We start from the raw sequence: 16,912 nt of genomic DNA, 5'->3' as shown, positions 1-16,912 counted from the left end.
ACGCGGCAAAAGGTCGCATTCTGCGACGCGCTCAAGCGCCGCGCGGGCTCGCCGCACGAGCGGCGGCGGGCGGTCGCCCTTGCCTCGGCCGTTGGCCTCGGAGAATCGGGTAAATCCTGCAACGATTAGTGCTTGCGGCTGAATAAACTTGCCAAAGCCATCCAGCTTTGAAAAAGGAAACGGCCCGCCGATATTGGCGGAACACGAAAAATATTCGGAAAGCGAGCGTCAAGGACTATGTCTACTGCCAATCAACGCAAAATCGCCTATCAGGGCGAGCCCGGGGCCTTCAGCCATCAGGCGTGCAAGCGTTGGTTCAGCGACTTTATCCCGACGCCCTTTCCCACCTTCGAAGCCGCCTTTGCCGCCGTCACCGCGGGCGAGTGCGAGCTTGGCATGATCCCAATCGAGAATTCCGTCGCCGGCCGCGTCTCGGACGTGCACCACCTGCTGCCGAATTCGGGGCTGAAGATCATCGGCGAACGCTTCCTGCCGATCGAAATGAACCTGATGGCCGTTCCGGAAGCGAAACTGGAAGACATCAAGGTGGCAGCCTCGCACGCCATGGCGCTGCTCCAGTGCCGCAATTCCCTGCGCGAACTCGGCATCACCGCCGAAGTCTTCCACGACACCGCCGGCGCCGCGCGCTCGCTGTCGCAGACGCGTGAGCTCGACCGCGCCGCCATCGCGCCTGAAGTCGCCGCAGACCTATACGGCCTGAAGATCCTTCGCCGCCATATGGAGGACGCGCGCCACAACACCACGCGATTCCTGGTGCTGACGACCGAGGACCGCGTCCCGCCGGCCGCGCCCGACGCGGAGTGCATGACCAGCTTCATCTTCCGCGTGAAGAACATTCCGGCTGCGCTGTACAAGGCGCTGGGCGGTTTCGCCACCAACGGCGTCAACATGACCAAGCTCGAATCCTACATCGAGAACGGGGTCTTCGCCTCGACCGTCTTCTACTGCGACGTCGAAGGCCGGCCGAGCGATCCGGGGTTGAAACAGGCACTGGAAGAACTGCACTTCTTCGCCGTCGATGTCGAAATCCTGGGCACCTACCCGCTCGATCCGTTCCGCCGCGAGGCGCCGCGCACATGAGCGAAGACCGCGTCATAGCGCTCGAGGAAATGGTGGCGCATCAGGCCAGGACCATCGACGAGCTGTCCGACCAGCTGGCCGAACAGTGGAAGACAATCGACCGGATGCGCCGAACCCTGGAGCGTTTAAGCGAGCGCCTGATCGGGCTTGAGGAACGGACGGGCGAACCGACGCCGGTCACCAAGCCGCCTCACTACTGAACCTTTTGCCCCTTGGTCACGGCGGCATAGACGCTGTCGACCGATTGCGGCACCACCGGCCCCGGGATCTTGTCGCTGATCGTGCCGTCAGGCTGCACGACAAAGGTCTCGGGCACGCCGGAAATCCCCAGGGCCACAGCCATCCTGCCATCGGGGTCGCTGAGCGTATGGACGTACGGATCGTCGTGCTGGTTCAGGAAGTTGCGCGTGTCCTTGTCCGCGTCCTTCCAGGCGATGCCGACGATGGGCACGCCCCTGGCCTTCAGGGCCATCAACTGCGGGTTTTCCGACAGGCAGGGCACACACCAGGATGCGAACATATTGACCAGGATCGGCCCCTTGTAACCGGCCGCCAGGGTCTTCAGGTCGTACGATCCGCCGTCGTCGAGATCGGTCAGCACCACCGAAGGCACGGACTGCCCGACCATGGCCGTCGGTTCGTAACGTTCCTTTTTGTGGAAGTTGAACCAGGCCAGCACGGCCAGCAGCACAGCAAACACTGCCAGCGGCAGAAGAGCCAGGACGCGCTTCACGGACGCTTGTCCTCGACGGCGGCCTGAAGCGCTTCGAGCTGCTTCTTGCGCGTGGCGTGGGCGCGCAGCGATATCAGGACCAACGCGCCGATCGCGATCGCCGACGCACCATAGGCGCCCCAGACGAAGACCGCGTATTTTCCCATGTCGAGGTCGAGGTGCATCGGTATCTCAGTTGAACGTCAGGCGGATGCGCAGCGCCCGGTACTTGCGCATCAGGATTTCGCTGTCGAGCCGCACCAGAAACAGCCACGCGGTTAGCACGTGATAGGCGCCGACCATGACGAACAGCGGCCACAGCATGGCGGGCGCGATCGTCGGCCCGCCCTTGACGAAGATCGAGTCGCCCTGGTGCAGGCTGTTCCACCATTGCACCGAAAAGTGCACGATCGGCAGGTTGACCAGGCCGACCATGGCCAGGATCGCCGTCGATTTGGCGGCGCGTTGTTCGTCCTCGATCGAGGCATGGAGCGCGATATAGGCGATGTAGAAGAGGAACAGCACCAGTTCCGATGTCATGCGGCCGTCCCACTGCCACGGCGTGCCCCACATCGGCATGCCCCACAGCGCACCGGTCAGCAAGGCCAGGCCGGTAAAGACCGCGCCCACCGGGGCGATTGCCTTGGCGGCGGCATCGGCAAGGGCGTGGCGGAAAATCAGTCCGAAAAAGCTGGCGATACCCATCGCCGCGTAGATCAGAAGGCCCATCCAGGCCGCCGGCACGTGGATATACATGATCCGCACCGTATCGCCCTGCTGGTAGTCTTCGGGCGACATAAACGCCAGGACCAGACCCCAGGCGAGCAGCACCGCGCTCAACCCCGCCAGCCACGGCCGCAAGGGCCGCGCAATGGTGTTGAAGCGTTCGGGATTGGCCAGCCAGGTGATCATGTGACGGACATAAGGGGTTTAGGATGACCGGGCAAGAGGGGCGCTGCGCAGCATGCCGCCGCGTTAACGATTTGATTCCAAACCTTGCGTAATTTCAATGCCGTACAGGGGAGAGCAAGAATGCTTTCAGACTATGTGGTCCTTGGCGCGGTCTTCGTCATCGCTTTGTCCATCTACTTTTTCGAGGTCCGTGAGGACTGCCGCTGGATGGCGCTTCCAGCCGCCCTCATCACCACCGGCCTTGTGGCCCTCATCCAGCGAACCGTTCCCGATGCCGCCGCGGCGCGCCTGCTGATCCAGACAGCCGTCCTTGTCATGGTCGGCGGCAGCATCCCGGTGCGCTACTGGTTCGGCGTCAAGAACGCCCGCCGCGAGCGCTATCGCGAACACCGGCTGAGAACCGTCAAGCTGGTCCCGTGGTAAGCTAGCTGAGAGCGCTTTTCAGCGCCGCCCCCATGGCGACCGGCGAAAGCGCCAGCGCGAACAGGGCATAGGCGGCGAGAAAGGCCAGGGCCTGCCACGGCGAGCCGTGCGTCTGCACGGCCTGCATCAAGCCGGCGCCGAAGATCACCGGCGGAATGTAGAACGGCAGGACCAGCAGCGCCATCAACACCCCGCCCTTGCGTGTACCCAGGCTCAGGGCCGCGCCGACGCCGCCGACAAAGGCGAAGCTCAGCGAACCCAGGATGGCCGACACCAACGCCATCAGGGCCGTGCCGGGCGCCGCGCCCAGGATGATCATTATAACAGGCGTAGCAAACGATAGGACAAGGCCTGTTCCCAGCCACTGGCTAAGGCATTTCAGGGCGGCGATCGCTTCCAGGGGCAAGGATCCGAGACGTAACACGTCGAACACGCCGTCGTCGAAATCACGTTCGAACAAACGTTCTAAACTCAACAGGCTTGAGAGCGCCAGGCAAAGCCACGTCAGCCCCGGCGCAATGCGCGTCAGCACGGCTTGGTCGGGCCCGAGGCTCAACGGAATCATCGCCATCAGCGTCAGATAGAAGCCGATGCCGAGCAGCGGCCCGCCACCGCGCGTCAGCGCCAGGCCGAGGTCGCGTTTGATCAGGGCAATAAGGGGGGATTGGCGGGTCATGGAATCGTCTTGTACCTCCCCGTGCGAAGCATGGGGAGGGGGACCGCACGACTGAGCCAATGCGTCAGCATTGGTGAAGGAGATGTGGTGGTGGGGTTTCTTGCTGTCTTCAAGCCAGCGCCGGTGAAAGGAAAGCAAGAAACCCCACCACCACCCTTCGCCTGCGGCTTCGGGCGGTCCCCCTCCCCATTCGTTCCGAACGGGGAGGTACAAGAAGACATCCTACCCAAGCGCCGCCTCCCGTTCTGCAAGCGTTGGACGCGTCAGCCGCAATATCCGCGTCTCGAAAGGCAGCGGATCGTGGACCGCGGCGATCAGCATGCCGCCGGCCGCCAGGTGCGTCTGCATCAATCCGGCGATCAGCGCCCGGTGGTCGGCATCGAGGGGCGCCATCGGTTCGTCGAGCAGCCACAGCGACCGTTTCGCCATCAGTAACCGCGCACACGACAGGCGGCGCTTCTGGCCTGCCGACAGGTAGCGCGTCTCCAGATCGAGCAGGGTTTTGAGGTTCAAAGCATCGACCGCGTTCGCCACCTCGCCACCCAGGAAATCCGCCTGAAATTCAAGCTCCTGCGCTACGGTGCGCGATGGCGACAAGGCGTCGTGGTGGCCAAGCAGATGGATGTATTTGGCCTGCGCCTCTTCCGATTCGAGCGGGCGATCATTGTAGACAAACGAAATATTGCCCGCATGACTTGGCGCAAACCCCGCCAGTGTTCGCAACAGCGTCGTTTTGCCGACGCCGTTTTCGCCTGCAAGGCTTAACGCCTCGCCGGGCGAAAGCGTGAAATCCACGCCTGAAATCAACAGGTTATACCCTTTTTTCAGGGCCAGCCCGTTAACCTTTAACTCCAGTGGCATCAAAAAAACCCTTCGCGGTGCAAGGCTTCATAGACGAATGCCGTCAACATGTTTAGAAGCATTTTCGCCGCCTTCAGGAACTCAGCCTGCGCGACCTAGAAACCCTGTGCGTCCTTGGTCCACGCGCGATTTCTGAAACGACGGTCAGCCATTGGGGCAGACCTGCGGCATAGCGAAAGGACAGCTCGTACCGATGTCTTCCATTGACAGCTACAAGTCGAAAGCGGAAATCACCGCCGCCGGCAAGACCTATACATACTATGACCTGAAAGCCGCCGAAGCCAATGGCCTCGAAGGCGTCTCCAAGCTCCCGGCCTCGCTGAAGGTCCTGCTGGAAAACCTCCTGCGTAACGAAGACGGCGTCTCGGTCAGCAAGGACGACATCGCGGCCCTGGCCGCCTGGACCAAGAACAAGGGCTCGGTCGAGCACGAAATCAGCTTCCGCCCGGCGCGCGTGCTGATGCAGGACTTCACCGGCGTTCCGGCCGTCGTCGACCTGGCCGCCATGCGCGACGCCATGGTCAAGCTGGGCGCCGACCCCAAGAAGATCAACCCGCTCAACCCCGTCGACCTGGTCATCGACCACTCGGTCATGGTCGACTATTTCGGCCACGGCGACAGCTTCACCAAGAACGTCGACCGCGAGTACGAGCGCAACATGGAGCGCTACAACTTCCTGCGCTGGGGCAGTTCAGCCTTCAACAATTTCCGCGTCGTCCCCCCCGGCACCGGCATCTGCCACCAGGTGAACCTGGAATACCTGGCCCAGACCGTCTGGACGAACGTCGCTGATGGCGGCGAAGTCGCCTATCCCGACACGGTCGTCGGCACCGACTCGCACACCACCATGATCAACGGCCTGTCGGTCCTCGGCTGGGGCGTCGGCGGCATCGAAGCCGAAGCGGCCATGCTGGGCCAGCCGATCCCGATGCTGATCCCGGAAGTCATCGGCTTCAAGCTGACCGGCAAGCTGCCGGAAGATACGACCGCCACCGACCTGGTCCTGACCATCACCCAGATGCTGCGCAAGAAGGGCGTCGTCGGCAAGTTCGTCGAATATTACGGCGACGGCCTGCTGACCATGACGCTGGAAGACCAGGCGACCATCGCCAACATGGCCCCGGAATACGGCGCCACCTGCGGCTTCTTCCCGGTCAATCAAGCCACGATCGACTTCCTGGCCAAGTCCGGCCGTACGCCTGAGCGCGTCGCCCTGGTCGAGGCCTACGCCAAGGCGCAAGGCCTGTGGCTCGACCCCGAGCACGAGCCGGTCTTCACCGACACGCTGGAACTGGACCTCGCCACCATCGAGCCGTCGCTGGCCGGCCCCAAGCGTCCGCAGGACCGCGTCGCCCTGTCGAAGGTCGCCGAAGAGTTCGCCACCGCCCTGTCGGGTGACTTCGGCAAGGCCGGGGTCGAAGACCAGCGCGTCGCCGTCGAAGGTTCCGACTTCACCGTCGGCCACGGCGACGTGGTCATCGCCGCCATCACCTCGTGCACCAACACCTCGAACCCGTCAGTGCTGATCGCCGCCGGCCTGGTCGCCCGCAAGGCGGGCGAAAAGGGCCTGACGGTGAAGCCGTGGGTCAAGACGTCGCTGGCGCCGGGCTCTCAGGTCGTCACCGATTACCTCAATGCCGCCGGCCTGACCGCCGATCTCGACGCGCTCGGCTTCAACCTGGTCGGCTATGGCTGCACCACCTGCATCGGTAACTCGGGTCCGCTGCCGGACGCCATCTCGGCGGCGATCAACGCCAACGACCTGGTGGCCTCGGCCGTGCTGTCGGGCAACCGCAACTTCGAAGGCCGCGTCTCGCCCGACGTGCGCGCCAACTACCTGGCCTCGCCGCCGCTGGTCGTCGCCTACGCCCTGGCCGGCTCGACCAAGGTCAACCTGCGTGAACAGGCTCTGGGCCTCGATACCACCGGTCAGCCGGTTTATCTCGCGGACATCTGGCCGACCAAGGCCGAGATCGCCGAGCTTCAGGACAAGTACGTCACCAACGCCATGTTCAAGAGCCGCTATTCGGACGTCTTCAAGGGCGACCAGCACTGGCAGGCCATCGCCGTTTCGGGCGGCCAGACCTATGGCTGGGACGAAAAGTCGACCTATGTCGCCAACCCGCCGTACTTCGAAGGCATGTCGATGACGCCGGAAAAGGTCAACGACATCGTCGAGGCCCGCGTCCTGGGCATCTTCGGCGACTCGATCACCACCGACCACATCTCGCCCGCCGGCAACATCAAGAAGACGGCGCCCGCCGGCCTGTACCTGACCGAGCATGGCGTGCCGGTGACCGAGTTCAACTCTTACGGCGCCCGCCGTGGCCACCACGAAGTCATGATGCGCGGCACCTTCGCCAACATCCGTATCCGCAACAAGATGGTGCCGGATATCGAAGGCGGCGTGACCAAGCACTTCCCGTCGGGCACGGTGATGCCGATCTACGACGCCGCCATGCGTTACCAGAACGAAGGCCGCAACCTGGTCATCTTCGCCGGTAAGGAATACGGCACCGGTTCGTCGCGCGACTGGGCGGCCAAGGGCACGCGCCTTTTGGGCGTCCGCGCCGTCATCGCCGAGTCGTTCGAACGCATCCACCGTTCGAACCTGGTCGGCATGGGCGTCCTGCCGCTGCAGTTCAAGGTCGACGGCTGGTCCAAGCTCGGCCTGACGGGCGAGGAAATCGTCACCATCCGCGGCCTGGAAAACATCCAGCCCCGCCAGGAAGTGATCGTCGAGCTGTTCCGTGCGTCGGACGGCAAGGTCGCCCGCTTCCCGGTCCGCTGCCGCATCGATACGCCGACCGAGCTGGAATACTACAAGAACGGCGGCGTCATGCCGTACGTCCTGCGTAACCTGGCGCGCGGCCCGGCCGAAGCCGCCGAATAAGCGGTCCCGCTACTCGAAATAACAAACCCCTCCGGTTCCGCCGGAGGGGTTTTTGTTTGGGCGGGCGCGCACAAAAAACGGCGCCCCGGTCACCGGGTGACAGGGGCGCAGGTTTCAGGGGTATTGGGGAGGAAACATGCCGGCCAGTCGCCATCTGATCCCCGGGGGCTGGGGGGGCTGTTCAGGGGAGGAACCAAACAACGTCTGGCCGACAAGAGAACTATGACGGCGCGAAAAGGCGCTGACGTGACCGCTTCTTGTCCACAATGGGGTATTTTCGTCTGCACGCGATAAAGATTGTGGCCGAAAATATAAACGAATTTACTCGGGGCCATAACGGGCGTAGCCTCGGGTGATCAGTAACCGCAGAGTTGGAAACCCGAACCGCCATGAGCCTTCAGGATTTCAGCGGCGCGTCCTCAGCGCCCCAGCCCGTAAAGGGCCCTGTCTTCTTCGAACGCAAGGAACTGGAACTGATCCTGAGACTTTACGGGCGTAAAGTCGCATCCGGCGACTGGCGCGACTATTCGATCGATACGCTTGGCGATGCCGTCGCCTTCTCGATCTTCCGCCGCACCTCCGAAGCCCCATTGTATCGGATTGAAAAACGCCCGGCCCTGGCGCGCAAGCAAGGCGCGTTTGCCGTCTTCAATCAGTCGGGCATGGTGCTGAAACGCGGCCGTGAGCTGGGGCCGGTGCTGGCCGTCCTCGACAAGACCAAGTTCGACATCGTCTGATCAGGTCATCTCGTAAATCCGCGGCACGACGGGCAGGCTCAGCGCCGCGAGGTCCCGCGCGATGGCGTCGCGGGCAATGGCCATGTCTACGACAAAACAGAAAACCTCCATCGTTCCACTACCCGTCGATCCGCCATCGCAGTGTCCCAGCCCCAGCCAGCCTAGACGGTCGTTGAGATAGTCTTCGATCTCATGTCGCGTATCCAGGTCGGCCACATCACCAAACCCGTCGACGGGCAATTCGACGACCAGCCGCCTGTGCCTCGATGGCGCGACCGGACGATAATCTTCCGCCCTGGCCTTTGCCTTCAGCGCCGCGCAGATCCTTCGGGCCTCGGCAGGGGTCGCGTAGGCGTGGACCCGGCTCTCGCCCTCCGTGCCGCACAATCCCCAGTGTTCCGTAATCTCGCCCGCGCTTGCCCACGCCTCATGATAGTGCAGGCTGTCGTCATCACGACGATAGAGTTTGAAGGCAGGCAGGTCTTCAGACATGTCACGCTCAGGCAGTGGTTCGCCTGGCATAAACTCTTCAACAGAATAGCCCATCGCGAGATCGGCGTCGGACGCAAGCAGGCTGCCCATACCCACAATCCGCCCGGAAGCGTCGCGTTTGACGAATATCGAATCCAAGGGCAACACGTCTGAAGGTACGTCGTCGCTGACCTCACCAATCGTCAATGCCACGATTTCAAGCAGAAGCTCACGTTCTTCCTTGGTAATCCGTGACTTGGCTATCCGCCGGATCGAGTCGGCAACAGATCGAGCATAGCTATCAACCCGCTCTACCCATTTTCTGGATACCCAGTCATCGTAATTCAGGGTGCCAGTAGCGTAATAGGTGTCTGAAGCTTTATGATAGCTGCCTCGCTGATTGCCCGAGGCAGTCGTAAAAGCCGGACTTCGTATCGAAAGAAAAATTATGAGACTGCCAAATCCGGAGATTGCAGCTACACGGCTTTGCGCCAGCCGGGCGAATGTCTCTCCGAAAGCCTGATCCATCTGTTTGACAGCGGTCCAGCAGTCGTTGCTGCACCACGCCGTCCGACATTCGAACTCCATCTCTTCCCCCAAACGAAAAGCCCCGGGCATCGCTGCCCGGGACCATTTATTCTGATAAACCTGACCGTTGCAATCAGCGACGGCTGCCGAAGATGCGCAGCAGGCTGAGGAACAGGTTGATGAAGCTGATATACAGGCTGAGCGCACCGTAATAGGTCATGGCAGCCAGGCCGGTATAGGAGTTCTCAAGGCTGTAATAGACCTGCTTCAGCCACTGGGTCTTGTAGGCGATCAGGGCGGAGAAGACGACGACGCCGATGGCCGAAATCGCCAGGTCCATGATGCCGCTCTTCAGGAAGAAGACGTTGACGACCGAAGCGATGATCATGCCCAGCACGGTCAGGCTCAGGAAGCTGCCCCAGCCCGACATGTTGACCTTGGTCGTGTAGCCCAGCAGGCTGACGCCGCCGAAAGCCGCGGCCGTGACGAAGAACATCGAAGCGATCGACATGCCGGTATAGAGCAGGAAGATCGAGGACAGCGACACGCCCATCACCGCGACGAACAGCCAGTAGAAGATCGCCATGGCAGCAACGTTCAGGCGGCTCATGAACATGTTCGAGGCGAACGACAGGGCCAGCGGCGCGAACAGGAAGACGTAGCCGAGCAGCGTATAGCCGAAGCCACCGTCCGGCGTCCGCTGATACAGCAGGCCGAGAAGCAGCGGCGAATGCGACACCGCCCAGGCCATGCCGCCCGTGACGAGCAGACCCAGCGCCATCTTCTGATAGATGCCGATGAGGAAGTTGCGCAGGCCCTTGTCCATCGGAATGGCCTTGGCGCTGTCCTTTGCGCCGGCCTTGGACTGGCCCTGTACGATTTGACCGTCGATGTCAGCCATAACAGATCCCTGTTGGTATAGGTGCAGGCTCCAAAAGCGAAGCCCGGATACCGACTAATATGGGCTCGTGGCGAAGCTGTGGCAAGAGGCTTGAGATTACAGTCTTTTCACTTAACCCGCCGCCCGCTGAGGCATACAGTCGGACTTTCTTCACGGGAGATACGCCATGCGTCCCTGGATACTCGCCGGTCTGGTCCTTGCCGCCCTTCCCGCCATGGCCGCCGCGCAAACGCCGGGATCATGCACCTCAGCTGAAAGCCATCAGTTCGATTTCTGGGTCGGGAAATGGGAGGTCTTTCCGGCGGCCCATCCGCAAACCAAGGTCGCCGACAGCCTGATCGAAAAGCTGTACGCCGACTGCGCCGTGCGCGAAAACTGGATGCCGCTGAAGGGACCGGGCGGCGGCAGCCTCAATGCCTTCGTCGCGGAAAAAAAGGCGTGGCGCCAGACCTGGCTCGACAGCAGTGGCTTTGCCGACTTCACCGGCGGCTGGAACGGCAAGGCCATGGTCATCCAGGGCGTGTGGCCGCAGCCCGGCCACGCCGGCCAGATCACGCGTATGACCTACACACCGCGCCCCGACGGCAGCGTCGAGCAGGCCGGGGAGACGTCCGACGACGACGGCAAGACATGGCAGCCGAGTTTCGATCTGATCTATATCCATCCGAAGCCGTAGGCGGTAAACTCAAGGCCCCAATGCCTGCCCGAGCCTGCCCATGTTCCGTTCCGCCCTGTTCATTCCCTGCGCCAATGCGCGTGCACTTGCCAAGGCGCGCGATCTCGACGCCGACGCCCTGATCTTCGATCTCGAAGACGCGGTCGGCGAAAGCGAATGGGCCGGCGCCCTGGCAGGCCTGGTCTCGACGCTCGAAGCCGGCGGCATCAAGGCGCCGAACGTGCTGGTTCGCATCCATCCCGTCCACCTCGACGCCACGGCCGATGCGCTGGGACAACTGGTCCGGAGCAAGGCTGTCGGCGGCATCGTCGTGCCCAAGGTCGAGACACCCGACACCCTGCATCGTGTCCGCGACGCCCTGCCCCGTCTTCAGGGCCTGTGGGCCATGATCGAAACGCCGCTGGGCGTGGCGCGCCTGACCGATATCGCGGGACATGTTCCGCTGGCCGGGCTGATCGCCGGCCCGAACGACCTGCGCAAGGGCCTGCGTACGCGCCCCATGCCCGACCGCCAGGACATCCTGTTCGCCTTGTCGCAGATCGTACTGCACGCCCGCGCCCACGGCCTTGTCGCGCTCGATGGCGTCTATAACCAGTTCAAGGACGAAGCCGGCTTCCTGGCCGAATGCCGGCAGGGGCGCGACCTCGGTTTTGACGGCAAGACGCTGATCCATCCCAGCCAGGTCGCGGGCGCCAACGCGGCCTTTTCGCCGTCGGCCGACGAGATTGCGTGGGCCGAGGCCGTGGTCGGGGCTTTTGAAAACAGCGAAGCCGGCGTCATTTCGGTAAACGGGGAAATGGTCGAGCGCCTGCATCTGGAACAGGCGCGCGAAATCCTCAATCAGCGCCGCGACAAATAGTCTTCCGAGCGCATTTCCTCGAGGCGCGACACGGTGCGTTCGAACTCGAAGGCGCCGTCGCCCGACGGATAGAGCTTGGCCGGCTCGGCTTCGGCCAGGATCACCGTCTTGGTCGAGGCTTCGTAAAGCGCATCGATCAGGGTGACGAAGCGGCGTGCCTCGTTACGGTTGTTGGGCGACAGCAGCGGCACGTTTTCGATGAAGACCGTGGTGAAACGCTCGGCGATGGCCAGGTAGTCGGCCGGGCCATTGGCTTCGCCGCACAGTTCCGAGAAGGTCGCGCGCAGGATCGGGCCCGCGGCGTGTTTCAGGATCAGCTTGCGCTCGTTGACCGTCAGCACCGCCTCGTGCTCGCTGACCAGCTTGGTCATATCGGCCCACAGGGCGTTGAAGCCAGCGATCTGGTCGGGCGCGGTCGACGGAAAGAAATAGGTCTTGGCGCCGCGCAGGCGGTCGAGACGGAAGTCCTTGGGCCCCGCGACCTCGAATACCGTGCAACGCTGCTTGATCATGTCGATGAAAGGCACGAACAGGTCGCGGTTAAGGCCGTTCTTGTAGAGGTCTTCCGGCGGACGGTTCGACGTCGCCACCAGCACGACGCGATGCGCGAACAAGGCCTCGAACAGGCGCCCCAGGATCATGGCGTCGGCGATGTCGGTGACCTGAAGCTCGTCGAAGCACAGCAACGCCGAGCGCCTGGCGATCAGCCTGGCCACCGGCGCGATCGGGTCGTCGCCCTTGTGCGTGCCGAAAATCTGCTTGCGCGTCGCGGCGTCGCTTTCGCGCCACTTGCGGATCAGGTGATGCACTTCCGACATGAAGGCGTGGAAGTGGATGCGGCTCTTGGATTTGACGTGGGCATTGCGGAAGAAGATGTCCATCATCATGGACTTGCCGCGGCCCGGCGGGCCCCACAGGTACAGTCCGAACACCTTGGGACGCAGGCCGAACAACCAGCGCCACCACGAGCGGCTCATACGGATCTTGCGTTCCAGGTGATACAGGACGTCGATCGCGGCCTTCTGCGCCACATCGGGCGTCAGTTCACCGGACTTGACCAGCCGTTTGTACTCGCTGCGGATACCCATAAAGTCCTTGCCGTGCCAGGTCCAAGCAGACCTCGCCCCACCTTTTGCATCTTATATGGGGTCGCTTTTACCCGAGATCATAAAAAATGGCGTTAAAAATTGCTGCGGCTGCGTAAAGAGAAGGCCTGGCTGTGGGATTTGGACATCACAGCCGCTTGGATATCTGCTTCGCGACCTGCACACCATGCGCCGCCGAGGTCGTGACGCACGGATGCCAGAAGTCGGTAACCTCGCCGCAGGCAAAGACATCGGCCACGCTCGTTTCGCCGAAACGATCGACCTCGACATAGCCGCCCTGGCGTTTGATATCGAGGCCCGCCGGCACCACGGCCTCGAAGCCGTACTGGATTCCGAAACAATCGAAGTGTTGGCCATTGACCGTCATGTCGGATTGCCGCGCTTCGTATGCACCGACGATAACGGGCACGTCCGGCACCAGCGCCTGCAACAGCGTCTGCGCGCGCGGAACGCCCCGCGAAAACACCGTCACATGCCCGCCGCGGTCGCGCACGAACCGCGCCTGGTCGAAGGCATTGTCGCCGCCGCCCAGAATGGCCACGGCACGGCCCGCCACATCCAGCGCTTCCATGGGCTCGCCGGGACCAATGGCGACCGTAGCAGATGACGTGAAGCCGCCGGTGCGCGGCGTCGAGCCCGTGGCGATCACCACGAACCGGCCGTGGACCTCGGCCTCCGGTGTCGCGACCCGAAAGCCATCGCCGTCCCGCGCCACCGCCGCCACCCGTTGCCCCACACGCAGTTCGGCGCCGACATCGAGGGCGTGCGCGGCGATCGATGCGGCGACCTGCTGCCCCGTCTTGCCCTGCACGCCCGGTATCCAGAGGTTTTCGTAAGGCGACCGCGTTTGCAGCCCGCCGAGACCGCCGGACGCTTCCAGAAGCAGCGAACTGGCGCCCAGTTTTGTCAGCCATATGGCGCATGACAGTCCCGCCGGACCGCCGCCGATGATAATGACCTGATACCTGTCCATGAAACGCCAGTACCGCGTCGCGCGCGCGGCCGCAACTTTTCCGGTGCGCCTTTAGAGTTCGCTAACCGGCCCCGTTTATAACGCGGTTATCATTAATCGGGGCAAGCGTTCGTGAAGTTCCTGTGCGTTGAGGACAATGCCACGCAGCGGCATATGGTCGACCTGATGCTGGCGTCGACCGGCATCGACATCGACTTCGCGACGACCGGCGCCGAGGCGCTCAGCGCTTTCCAGGCCACGGAATACGATATCGTCCTGATGGATACCGGCTTGCCCGACATGCCCGGCATCCAGGCGGCCCGCGAAATCCGCCAGACCGAGGACGGCTTTCACCTCGGCTATACGCCGATCCTGTTCCTCGGGCGCCTGGAAGACGAGACCGACCTGGCCGACGGCATCCTACCCAAACCCTTCACGGCCGACGGGCTGAAGGCCGCCATCGACCGCATTCTGAACGCCGCGCGCGGTTCGGGCTTAGAGGGCACTTTGCGCGCCGCGCGGTAAAACGGACAATTACTTCCAACGGCGAATGACTTTGACTCGTTCGCCGTTGGCAAGGGCGCCAATATTTTCATTCTTTTGGCCGCCGCCGCCTATGCGGCGAGCCATGCGGCGTTTGAGCTGAAAAAAAGCTAATGCCAAGGGTCATTCTTTATGACCGTTGGTATTAGCTGTAGTTTGCCCTTGTCATTTCAGGAAAAAAGCGCCATGTGCGCGCGGTCGCGGCGATTACGCCGCGTAATTCTCAGCTCCTGGAGTTACGAATATGGGTTATCGGGTCGCCGTTGTCGGCGCAACCGGCGCCGTGGGTCGCGAAATGATGTCGATCCTCGAAGAAGTGAACTTCCCCATCGACGAAATCTATGCGGTTGCCTCGCGCAAATCGATGGGCATCGAGATTTCGTTTGGCAGCAAGACGCTGAAGTGCCAGGACCTTGAGCAATTCGATTTCTCCAAGGTCGATATCGTGCTGATGAGCGCGGGCGGCGACGTGTCGAAGGCCTGGTCGGAAAAGATCGGCGCCGCCGGCCCGATCGTCATCGACAACTCGTCGGCCTGGCGCATGGACCCGCAGGTTCCGCTGATCATCCCGGAAGTGAACCCGGATGCGGTCTGGGACGCCAAGAAGAAGAACATCATCGCCAATCCGAACTGCTCGACCATCCAGATGCTGGTCGTACTGAAGCCCTTGCACGACGCCGCACAGATCAAGCGCGTCGTCGTGTCGACCTATCAGTCGGTCGCCGGCGCCGGCAAGGCGGGCATGGACGAGCTGTGGGACCAGACCAAGGCCATCTACGGCATGGGCGACAAGACCCCCAAGAAGTTCACCAAGCAGATCGCCTTCAACGTCATCCCCCACATCGACGTCTTCATGGAAGACGGCTACACCAAGGAAGAGTGGAAGATGATCGTCGAGACGCACAAGATCCTCGACCCGACGATCGACGTCGTGCCGACCGCCGTGCGCGTGCCGGTCTTCGTCGGTCACTCGGAATCGATCAATATCGAGTTCGAAAGCCCGATGGACGAACAGCTGGCGCGCGAAATCCTGCGCGAGGCGCCGGGCGTGGCCGTGGTCGATAAGCGCGAAAACGGCGGCTATATCACCCCGATCGAGGTCGTGGGCGAGTTCGACACCTATGTCTCGCGCATCCGCAACGACCCGACCGTACCGCACGGCATTTCGCTGTGGTGCGCCTCGGACAACCTGCGCAAGGGTGCGGCGCTCAACGCCGTGCAGATCGCGCAACTGCTCGACGAACGCGGCGTCATCGAAGCCGCGAAAGTCTGAGACCTTACGGACTGCGGCATATTTTCAGGCCGGCGGACCGCAAGGTTCGCCGGCCTTCTTCTTTTTCGGGAATCGTCATGACCACGGACACCCCCAATCCTCGTCTACCGGTCTTGCTCGCCGTCGCCTGCTATTTCATCTGGGGTGTGGTGCCGCTTTTCTACGCACCGATCCACGCCTTCGGCGGCGGCGCCATCGAGATCATCGCCCACCGTTCGGTCTGGGCCTTCGCCTGGGCGGGCGGGCTTGTGCTGGCGACCAGACAATGGCCCGAGGTCAAGGCGGCTCTGGCAAACGCCTATCTGCGCTGGATGCTGCTTACCACCTCGCTTTTGGTGGCGACGAACTGGGGCGTCTATGTGTGGGCGGTGACCAACGGCCATACGATCGAATCGGCGCTGGGCTATTACCTCAATCCGTTGCTCAATATGGCCGCAGGGGCGATGCTGTTCCGTGAGCGCATCGACACCTGGGGCAAGACCGCCATCGGGCTGGCCGTCATCGGCGTCGCCATCCAGGCCGCCGCCATCGGCCAGGTGCCGTGGGTGGCGCTGATCCTGGCGGGGACCTTTGGCAGCTATGGCATTCTGCGCAAACAGCTGCACGTGCCGGCGCTGGCGGGCTTGTTCATCGAGACCGCCTATCTCTTCCTGCCGGCCCTGATCTATATCGTGTGGTTCGAGACGACCGGCCAGGGGCATTTCCTGAAGGCGCCGATGAACGCCTTCTGGTTTCTGCTAACCGGGCCGGTGACGGTGCTGCCGCTGGTCCTGTTCGCCTTTGCGGCGCGCCGGCTGCCGCTGTCGACGCTCGGCTTCATCCAGTTCATCGGTCCGATCCTGACCTTCTTCATCGGCCTGATGCAGGGCGAGCCGTTCAGCGTGCTTCGCGGCGTGTCCTTCGTCTTTATCTGGCTCGGCGCGGTGGTCTTCGCCTTCGGCGCCTGGCGGCGGTTGAGAGCCGTGAAGGTAGCCAGCGTCTCATGAGTGCCGGCTAAGCCATTCCCAGACAGTATATCCCAACGTCAGGACGGCGAAGGGTGCGTTCGCGACTATAGCCAGCCAGAAAAAGAAACGGCTAAACCCCTGCAAGCCGTGCATCTGGTGATCATACTTTTCAGCCTTCTTTTTGTTGCCATAAAAGAGGACATAGACGAGCACCTTTTTCCCGCCAAAACCGACTATGCCGAAGAGCGCAAGCGACAGCAGAAAAAACCAGAAATCGGTTTGATAGAAACGGGCGTTTTCGGCCAAAAGCTTCAGAACCCATTCCATCCCTTTGGCCTTGT

20 protein-coding genes are annotated in these 16,912 nt (G+C 62.5%); 10 read left to right on the top strand and 10 right to left on the bottom strand.

What is annotated here, in order from left to right; genetic code table 11:
* The first annotated feature begins 237 nt into the window (after positions 1-237).
* Both AB8717_RS01180 and AB8717_RS01175 read left to right on the top strand, forming a co-directional pair.
* Positions 238-1,101 (top strand): prephenate dehydratase, encoded by an 864-nt coding sequence (locus AB8717_RS01180; RefSeq protein ID WP_443749199.1) that lies wholly within the window; start codon positions 238-240, stop codon positions 1,099-1,101.
* Positions 1,098-1,301 (top strand): SlyX family protein, encoded by a 204-nt coding sequence (locus AB8717_RS01175; RefSeq protein ID WP_443749198.1) that lies wholly within the window; start codon positions 1,098-1,100, stop codon positions 1,299-1,301. Before AB8717_RS01180 ends, AB8717_RS01175 begins: the two co-directional genes overlap by 4 nt.
* On the opposite strand, the gene AB8717_RS01170 is transcribed toward AB8717_RS01175, so the two are convergent.
* The 3 genes from AB8717_RS01170 to ccmC are packed head-to-tail and all read right to left on the bottom strand — an operon-like array spanning position 1,295 to position 2,725.
* A complete protein-coding gene (locus AB8717_RS01170; RefSeq protein ID WP_443749197.1) occupies positions 1,295-1,834 on the bottom strand; it encodes a redoxin family protein in 540 nt (179 codons plus the stop codon). The two genes, AB8717_RS01175 and AB8717_RS01170, sit on opposite strands and share 7 nt — an antisense overlap.
* On the bottom strand, positions 1,831-1,998 hold the full coding sequence (gene ccmD / locus AB8717_RS01165; RefSeq protein WP_443749196.1) for a heme exporter protein CcmD: 168 nt from the start codon (positions 1,996-1,998) through the stop codon (positions 1,831-1,833). The genes AB8717_RS01170 and ccmD overlap by 4 nt, the downstream gene beginning before the upstream one ends.
* A 7-nt stretch (positions 1,999-2,005) precedes the next feature.
* Entirely contained in the window at positions 2,006-2,725 is a 720-nt protein-coding gene (gene ccmC, locus AB8717_RS01160; RefSeq protein WP_443749195.1) for a heme ABC transporter permease CcmC, read from the bottom strand.
* A 120-nt stretch (positions 2,726-2,845) separates the two neighbouring features.
* Here ccmC and AB8717_RS01155 point away from each other — a divergent pair, with 120 nt between their 5' ends.
* Positions 2,846-3,148 carry a hypothetical protein gene (locus AB8717_RS01155; protein WP_443749194.1) on the top strand — a complete coding sequence of 101 codons (303 nt, stop codon included), beginning with the start codon at positions 2,846-2,848 and terminating at the stop codon, positions 3,146-3,148.
* 1 nt (position 3,149) lies between these two features.
* Here AB8717_RS01155 and ccmB read toward each other — a convergent pair whose 3' ends face one another.
* Both ccmB and ccmA read right to left on the bottom strand, forming a co-directional pair.
* Positions 3,150-3,824, bottom strand: coding sequence for a heme exporter protein CcmB (gene ccmB, locus AB8717_RS01150; RefSeq protein ID WP_443749193.1), 675 nt, complete (start codon positions 3,822-3,824; stop codon positions 3,150-3,152).
* Positions 3,825-4,046: 222 nt separating this feature from the next.
* Positions 4,047-4,685 carry a heme ABC exporter ATP-binding protein CcmA gene (gene ccmA, locus AB8717_RS01145; protein WP_443749192.1) on the bottom strand — a complete coding sequence of 213 codons (639 nt, stop codon included), beginning with the start codon at positions 4,683-4,685 and terminating at the stop codon, positions 4,047-4,049.
* A 193-nt stretch (positions 4,686-4,878) separates the two neighbouring features.
* Here ccmA and acnA point away from each other — a divergent pair, with 193 nt between their 5' ends.
* Entirely contained in the window at positions 4,879-7,578 is a 2,700-nt protein-coding gene (gene acnA / locus AB8717_RS01140; protein ID WP_443749191.1) for an aconitate hydratase AcnA, read from the top strand.
* Between the two features lie 389 nt (positions 7,579-7,967).
* A complete protein-coding gene (locus AB8717_RS01135; protein ID WP_443749190.1) occupies positions 7,968-8,315 on the top strand; it encodes a DUF2794 domain-containing protein in 348 nt (115 codons plus the stop codon).
* Here AB8717_RS01135 and AB8717_RS01130 read toward each other — a convergent pair whose 3' ends face one another.
* Together AB8717_RS01130 and AB8717_RS01125 are read right to left on the bottom strand one after the other, a co-directional pair.
* Positions 8,316-9,374 carry a hypothetical protein gene (locus AB8717_RS01130; protein ID WP_443749189.1) on the bottom strand — a complete coding sequence of 353 codons (1,059 nt, stop codon included), beginning with the start codon at positions 9,372-9,374 and terminating at the stop codon, positions 8,316-8,318.
* Positions 9,375-9,447: 73 nt separating this feature from the next.
* Positions 9,448-10,215 (bottom strand): Bax inhibitor-1/YccA family protein, encoded by a 768-nt coding sequence (locus AB8717_RS01125; protein ID WP_443749188.1) that lies wholly within the window; start codon positions 10,213-10,215, stop codon positions 9,448-9,450.
* Between the two features lie 166 nt (positions 10,216-10,381).
* Between AB8717_RS01125 and AB8717_RS01120 the strand changes: the two genes are divergently transcribed.
* Both AB8717_RS01120 and AB8717_RS01115 read left to right on the top strand, forming a co-directional pair.
* Positions 10,382-10,891: a hypothetical protein gene (locus tag AB8717_RS01120; protein WP_443749187.1), complete on the top strand. Its 510-nt coding sequence runs from the start codon at positions 10,382-10,384 to the stop codon at positions 10,889-10,891.
* Positions 10,892-10,931: 40 nt separating this feature from the next.
* A complete protein-coding gene (locus AB8717_RS01115) occupies positions 10,932-11,750 on the top strand; it encodes an HpcH/HpaI aldolase/citrate lyase family protein (protein ID WP_443749186.1) in 819 nt (272 codons plus the stop codon).
* On the opposite strand, the gene zapE is transcribed toward AB8717_RS01115, so the two are convergent.
* Both zapE and AB8717_RS01105 read right to left on the bottom strand, forming a co-directional pair.
* Positions 11,732-12,838, bottom strand: a complete 1,107-nt coding sequence (zapE, locus tag AB8717_RS01110) for a cell division protein ZapE (RefSeq protein WP_443749185.1) — start codon at positions 12,836-12,838, stop codon at positions 11,732-11,734. The two genes, AB8717_RS01115 and zapE, sit on opposite strands and share 19 nt — an antisense overlap.
* 145 nt (positions 12,839-12,983) lie before the next feature.
* Positions 12,984-13,829, bottom strand: coding sequence for an NAD(P)/FAD-dependent oxidoreductase (locus AB8717_RS01105; protein WP_443749184.1), 846 nt, complete (start codon positions 13,827-13,829; stop codon positions 12,984-12,986).
* A gap of 111 nt (positions 13,830-13,940) precedes the next feature.
* On the opposite strand from AB8717_RS01105, the gene AB8717_RS01100 reads away from it, so the two are divergent.
* The 3 genes from AB8717_RS01100 (at position 13,941) to rarD (ending at position 16,610) form a co-directional block, all read left to right on the top strand.
* Entirely contained in the window at positions 13,941-14,333 is a 393-nt protein-coding gene (locus AB8717_RS01100) for a response regulator (protein ID WP_443749183.1), read from the top strand.
* Between the two features lie 262 nt (positions 14,334-14,595).
* Positions 14,596-15,624 carry an aspartate-semialdehyde dehydrogenase gene (locus AB8717_RS01095; RefSeq protein ID WP_443749182.1) on the top strand — a complete coding sequence of 343 codons (1,029 nt, stop codon included), beginning with the start codon at positions 14,596-14,598 and terminating at the stop codon, positions 15,622-15,624.
* A 77-nt stretch (positions 15,625-15,701) separates the two neighbouring features.
* Positions 15,702-16,610 (top strand): EamA family transporter RarD, encoded by a 909-nt coding sequence (gene rarD / locus AB8717_RS01090; RefSeq protein ID WP_443749181.1) that lies wholly within the window; start codon positions 15,702-15,704, stop codon positions 16,608-16,610.
* Here the strand turns inward: rarD and AB8717_RS01085 are convergent.
* The gene (locus AB8717_RS01085; RefSeq protein WP_443749180.1) at positions 16,605-16,898 is read right to left on the bottom strand and encodes a hypothetical protein; all 294 of its coding nucleotides are present in this window, start codon (positions 16,896-16,898) and stop codon (positions 16,605-16,607) included. The genes rarD and AB8717_RS01085 overlap by 6 nt on opposite strands.
* Between the last annotated feature and the right edge of the window lie 14 nt (positions 16,899-16,912).

Origin of the sequence: Asticcacaulis solisilvae, assembly GCF_052327315.1 — a bacterium.
In the GTDB taxonomy this organism is placed as follows: Bacteria; Pseudomonadota; Alphaproteobacteria; order Caulobacterales; family Caulobacteraceae; genus Asticcacaulis; species Asticcacaulis solisilvae_B.
The sequence above is the reverse complement of the archived record's forward strand: the minus strand, read 5'-3'. Positions and strand labels throughout refer to the sequence as shown.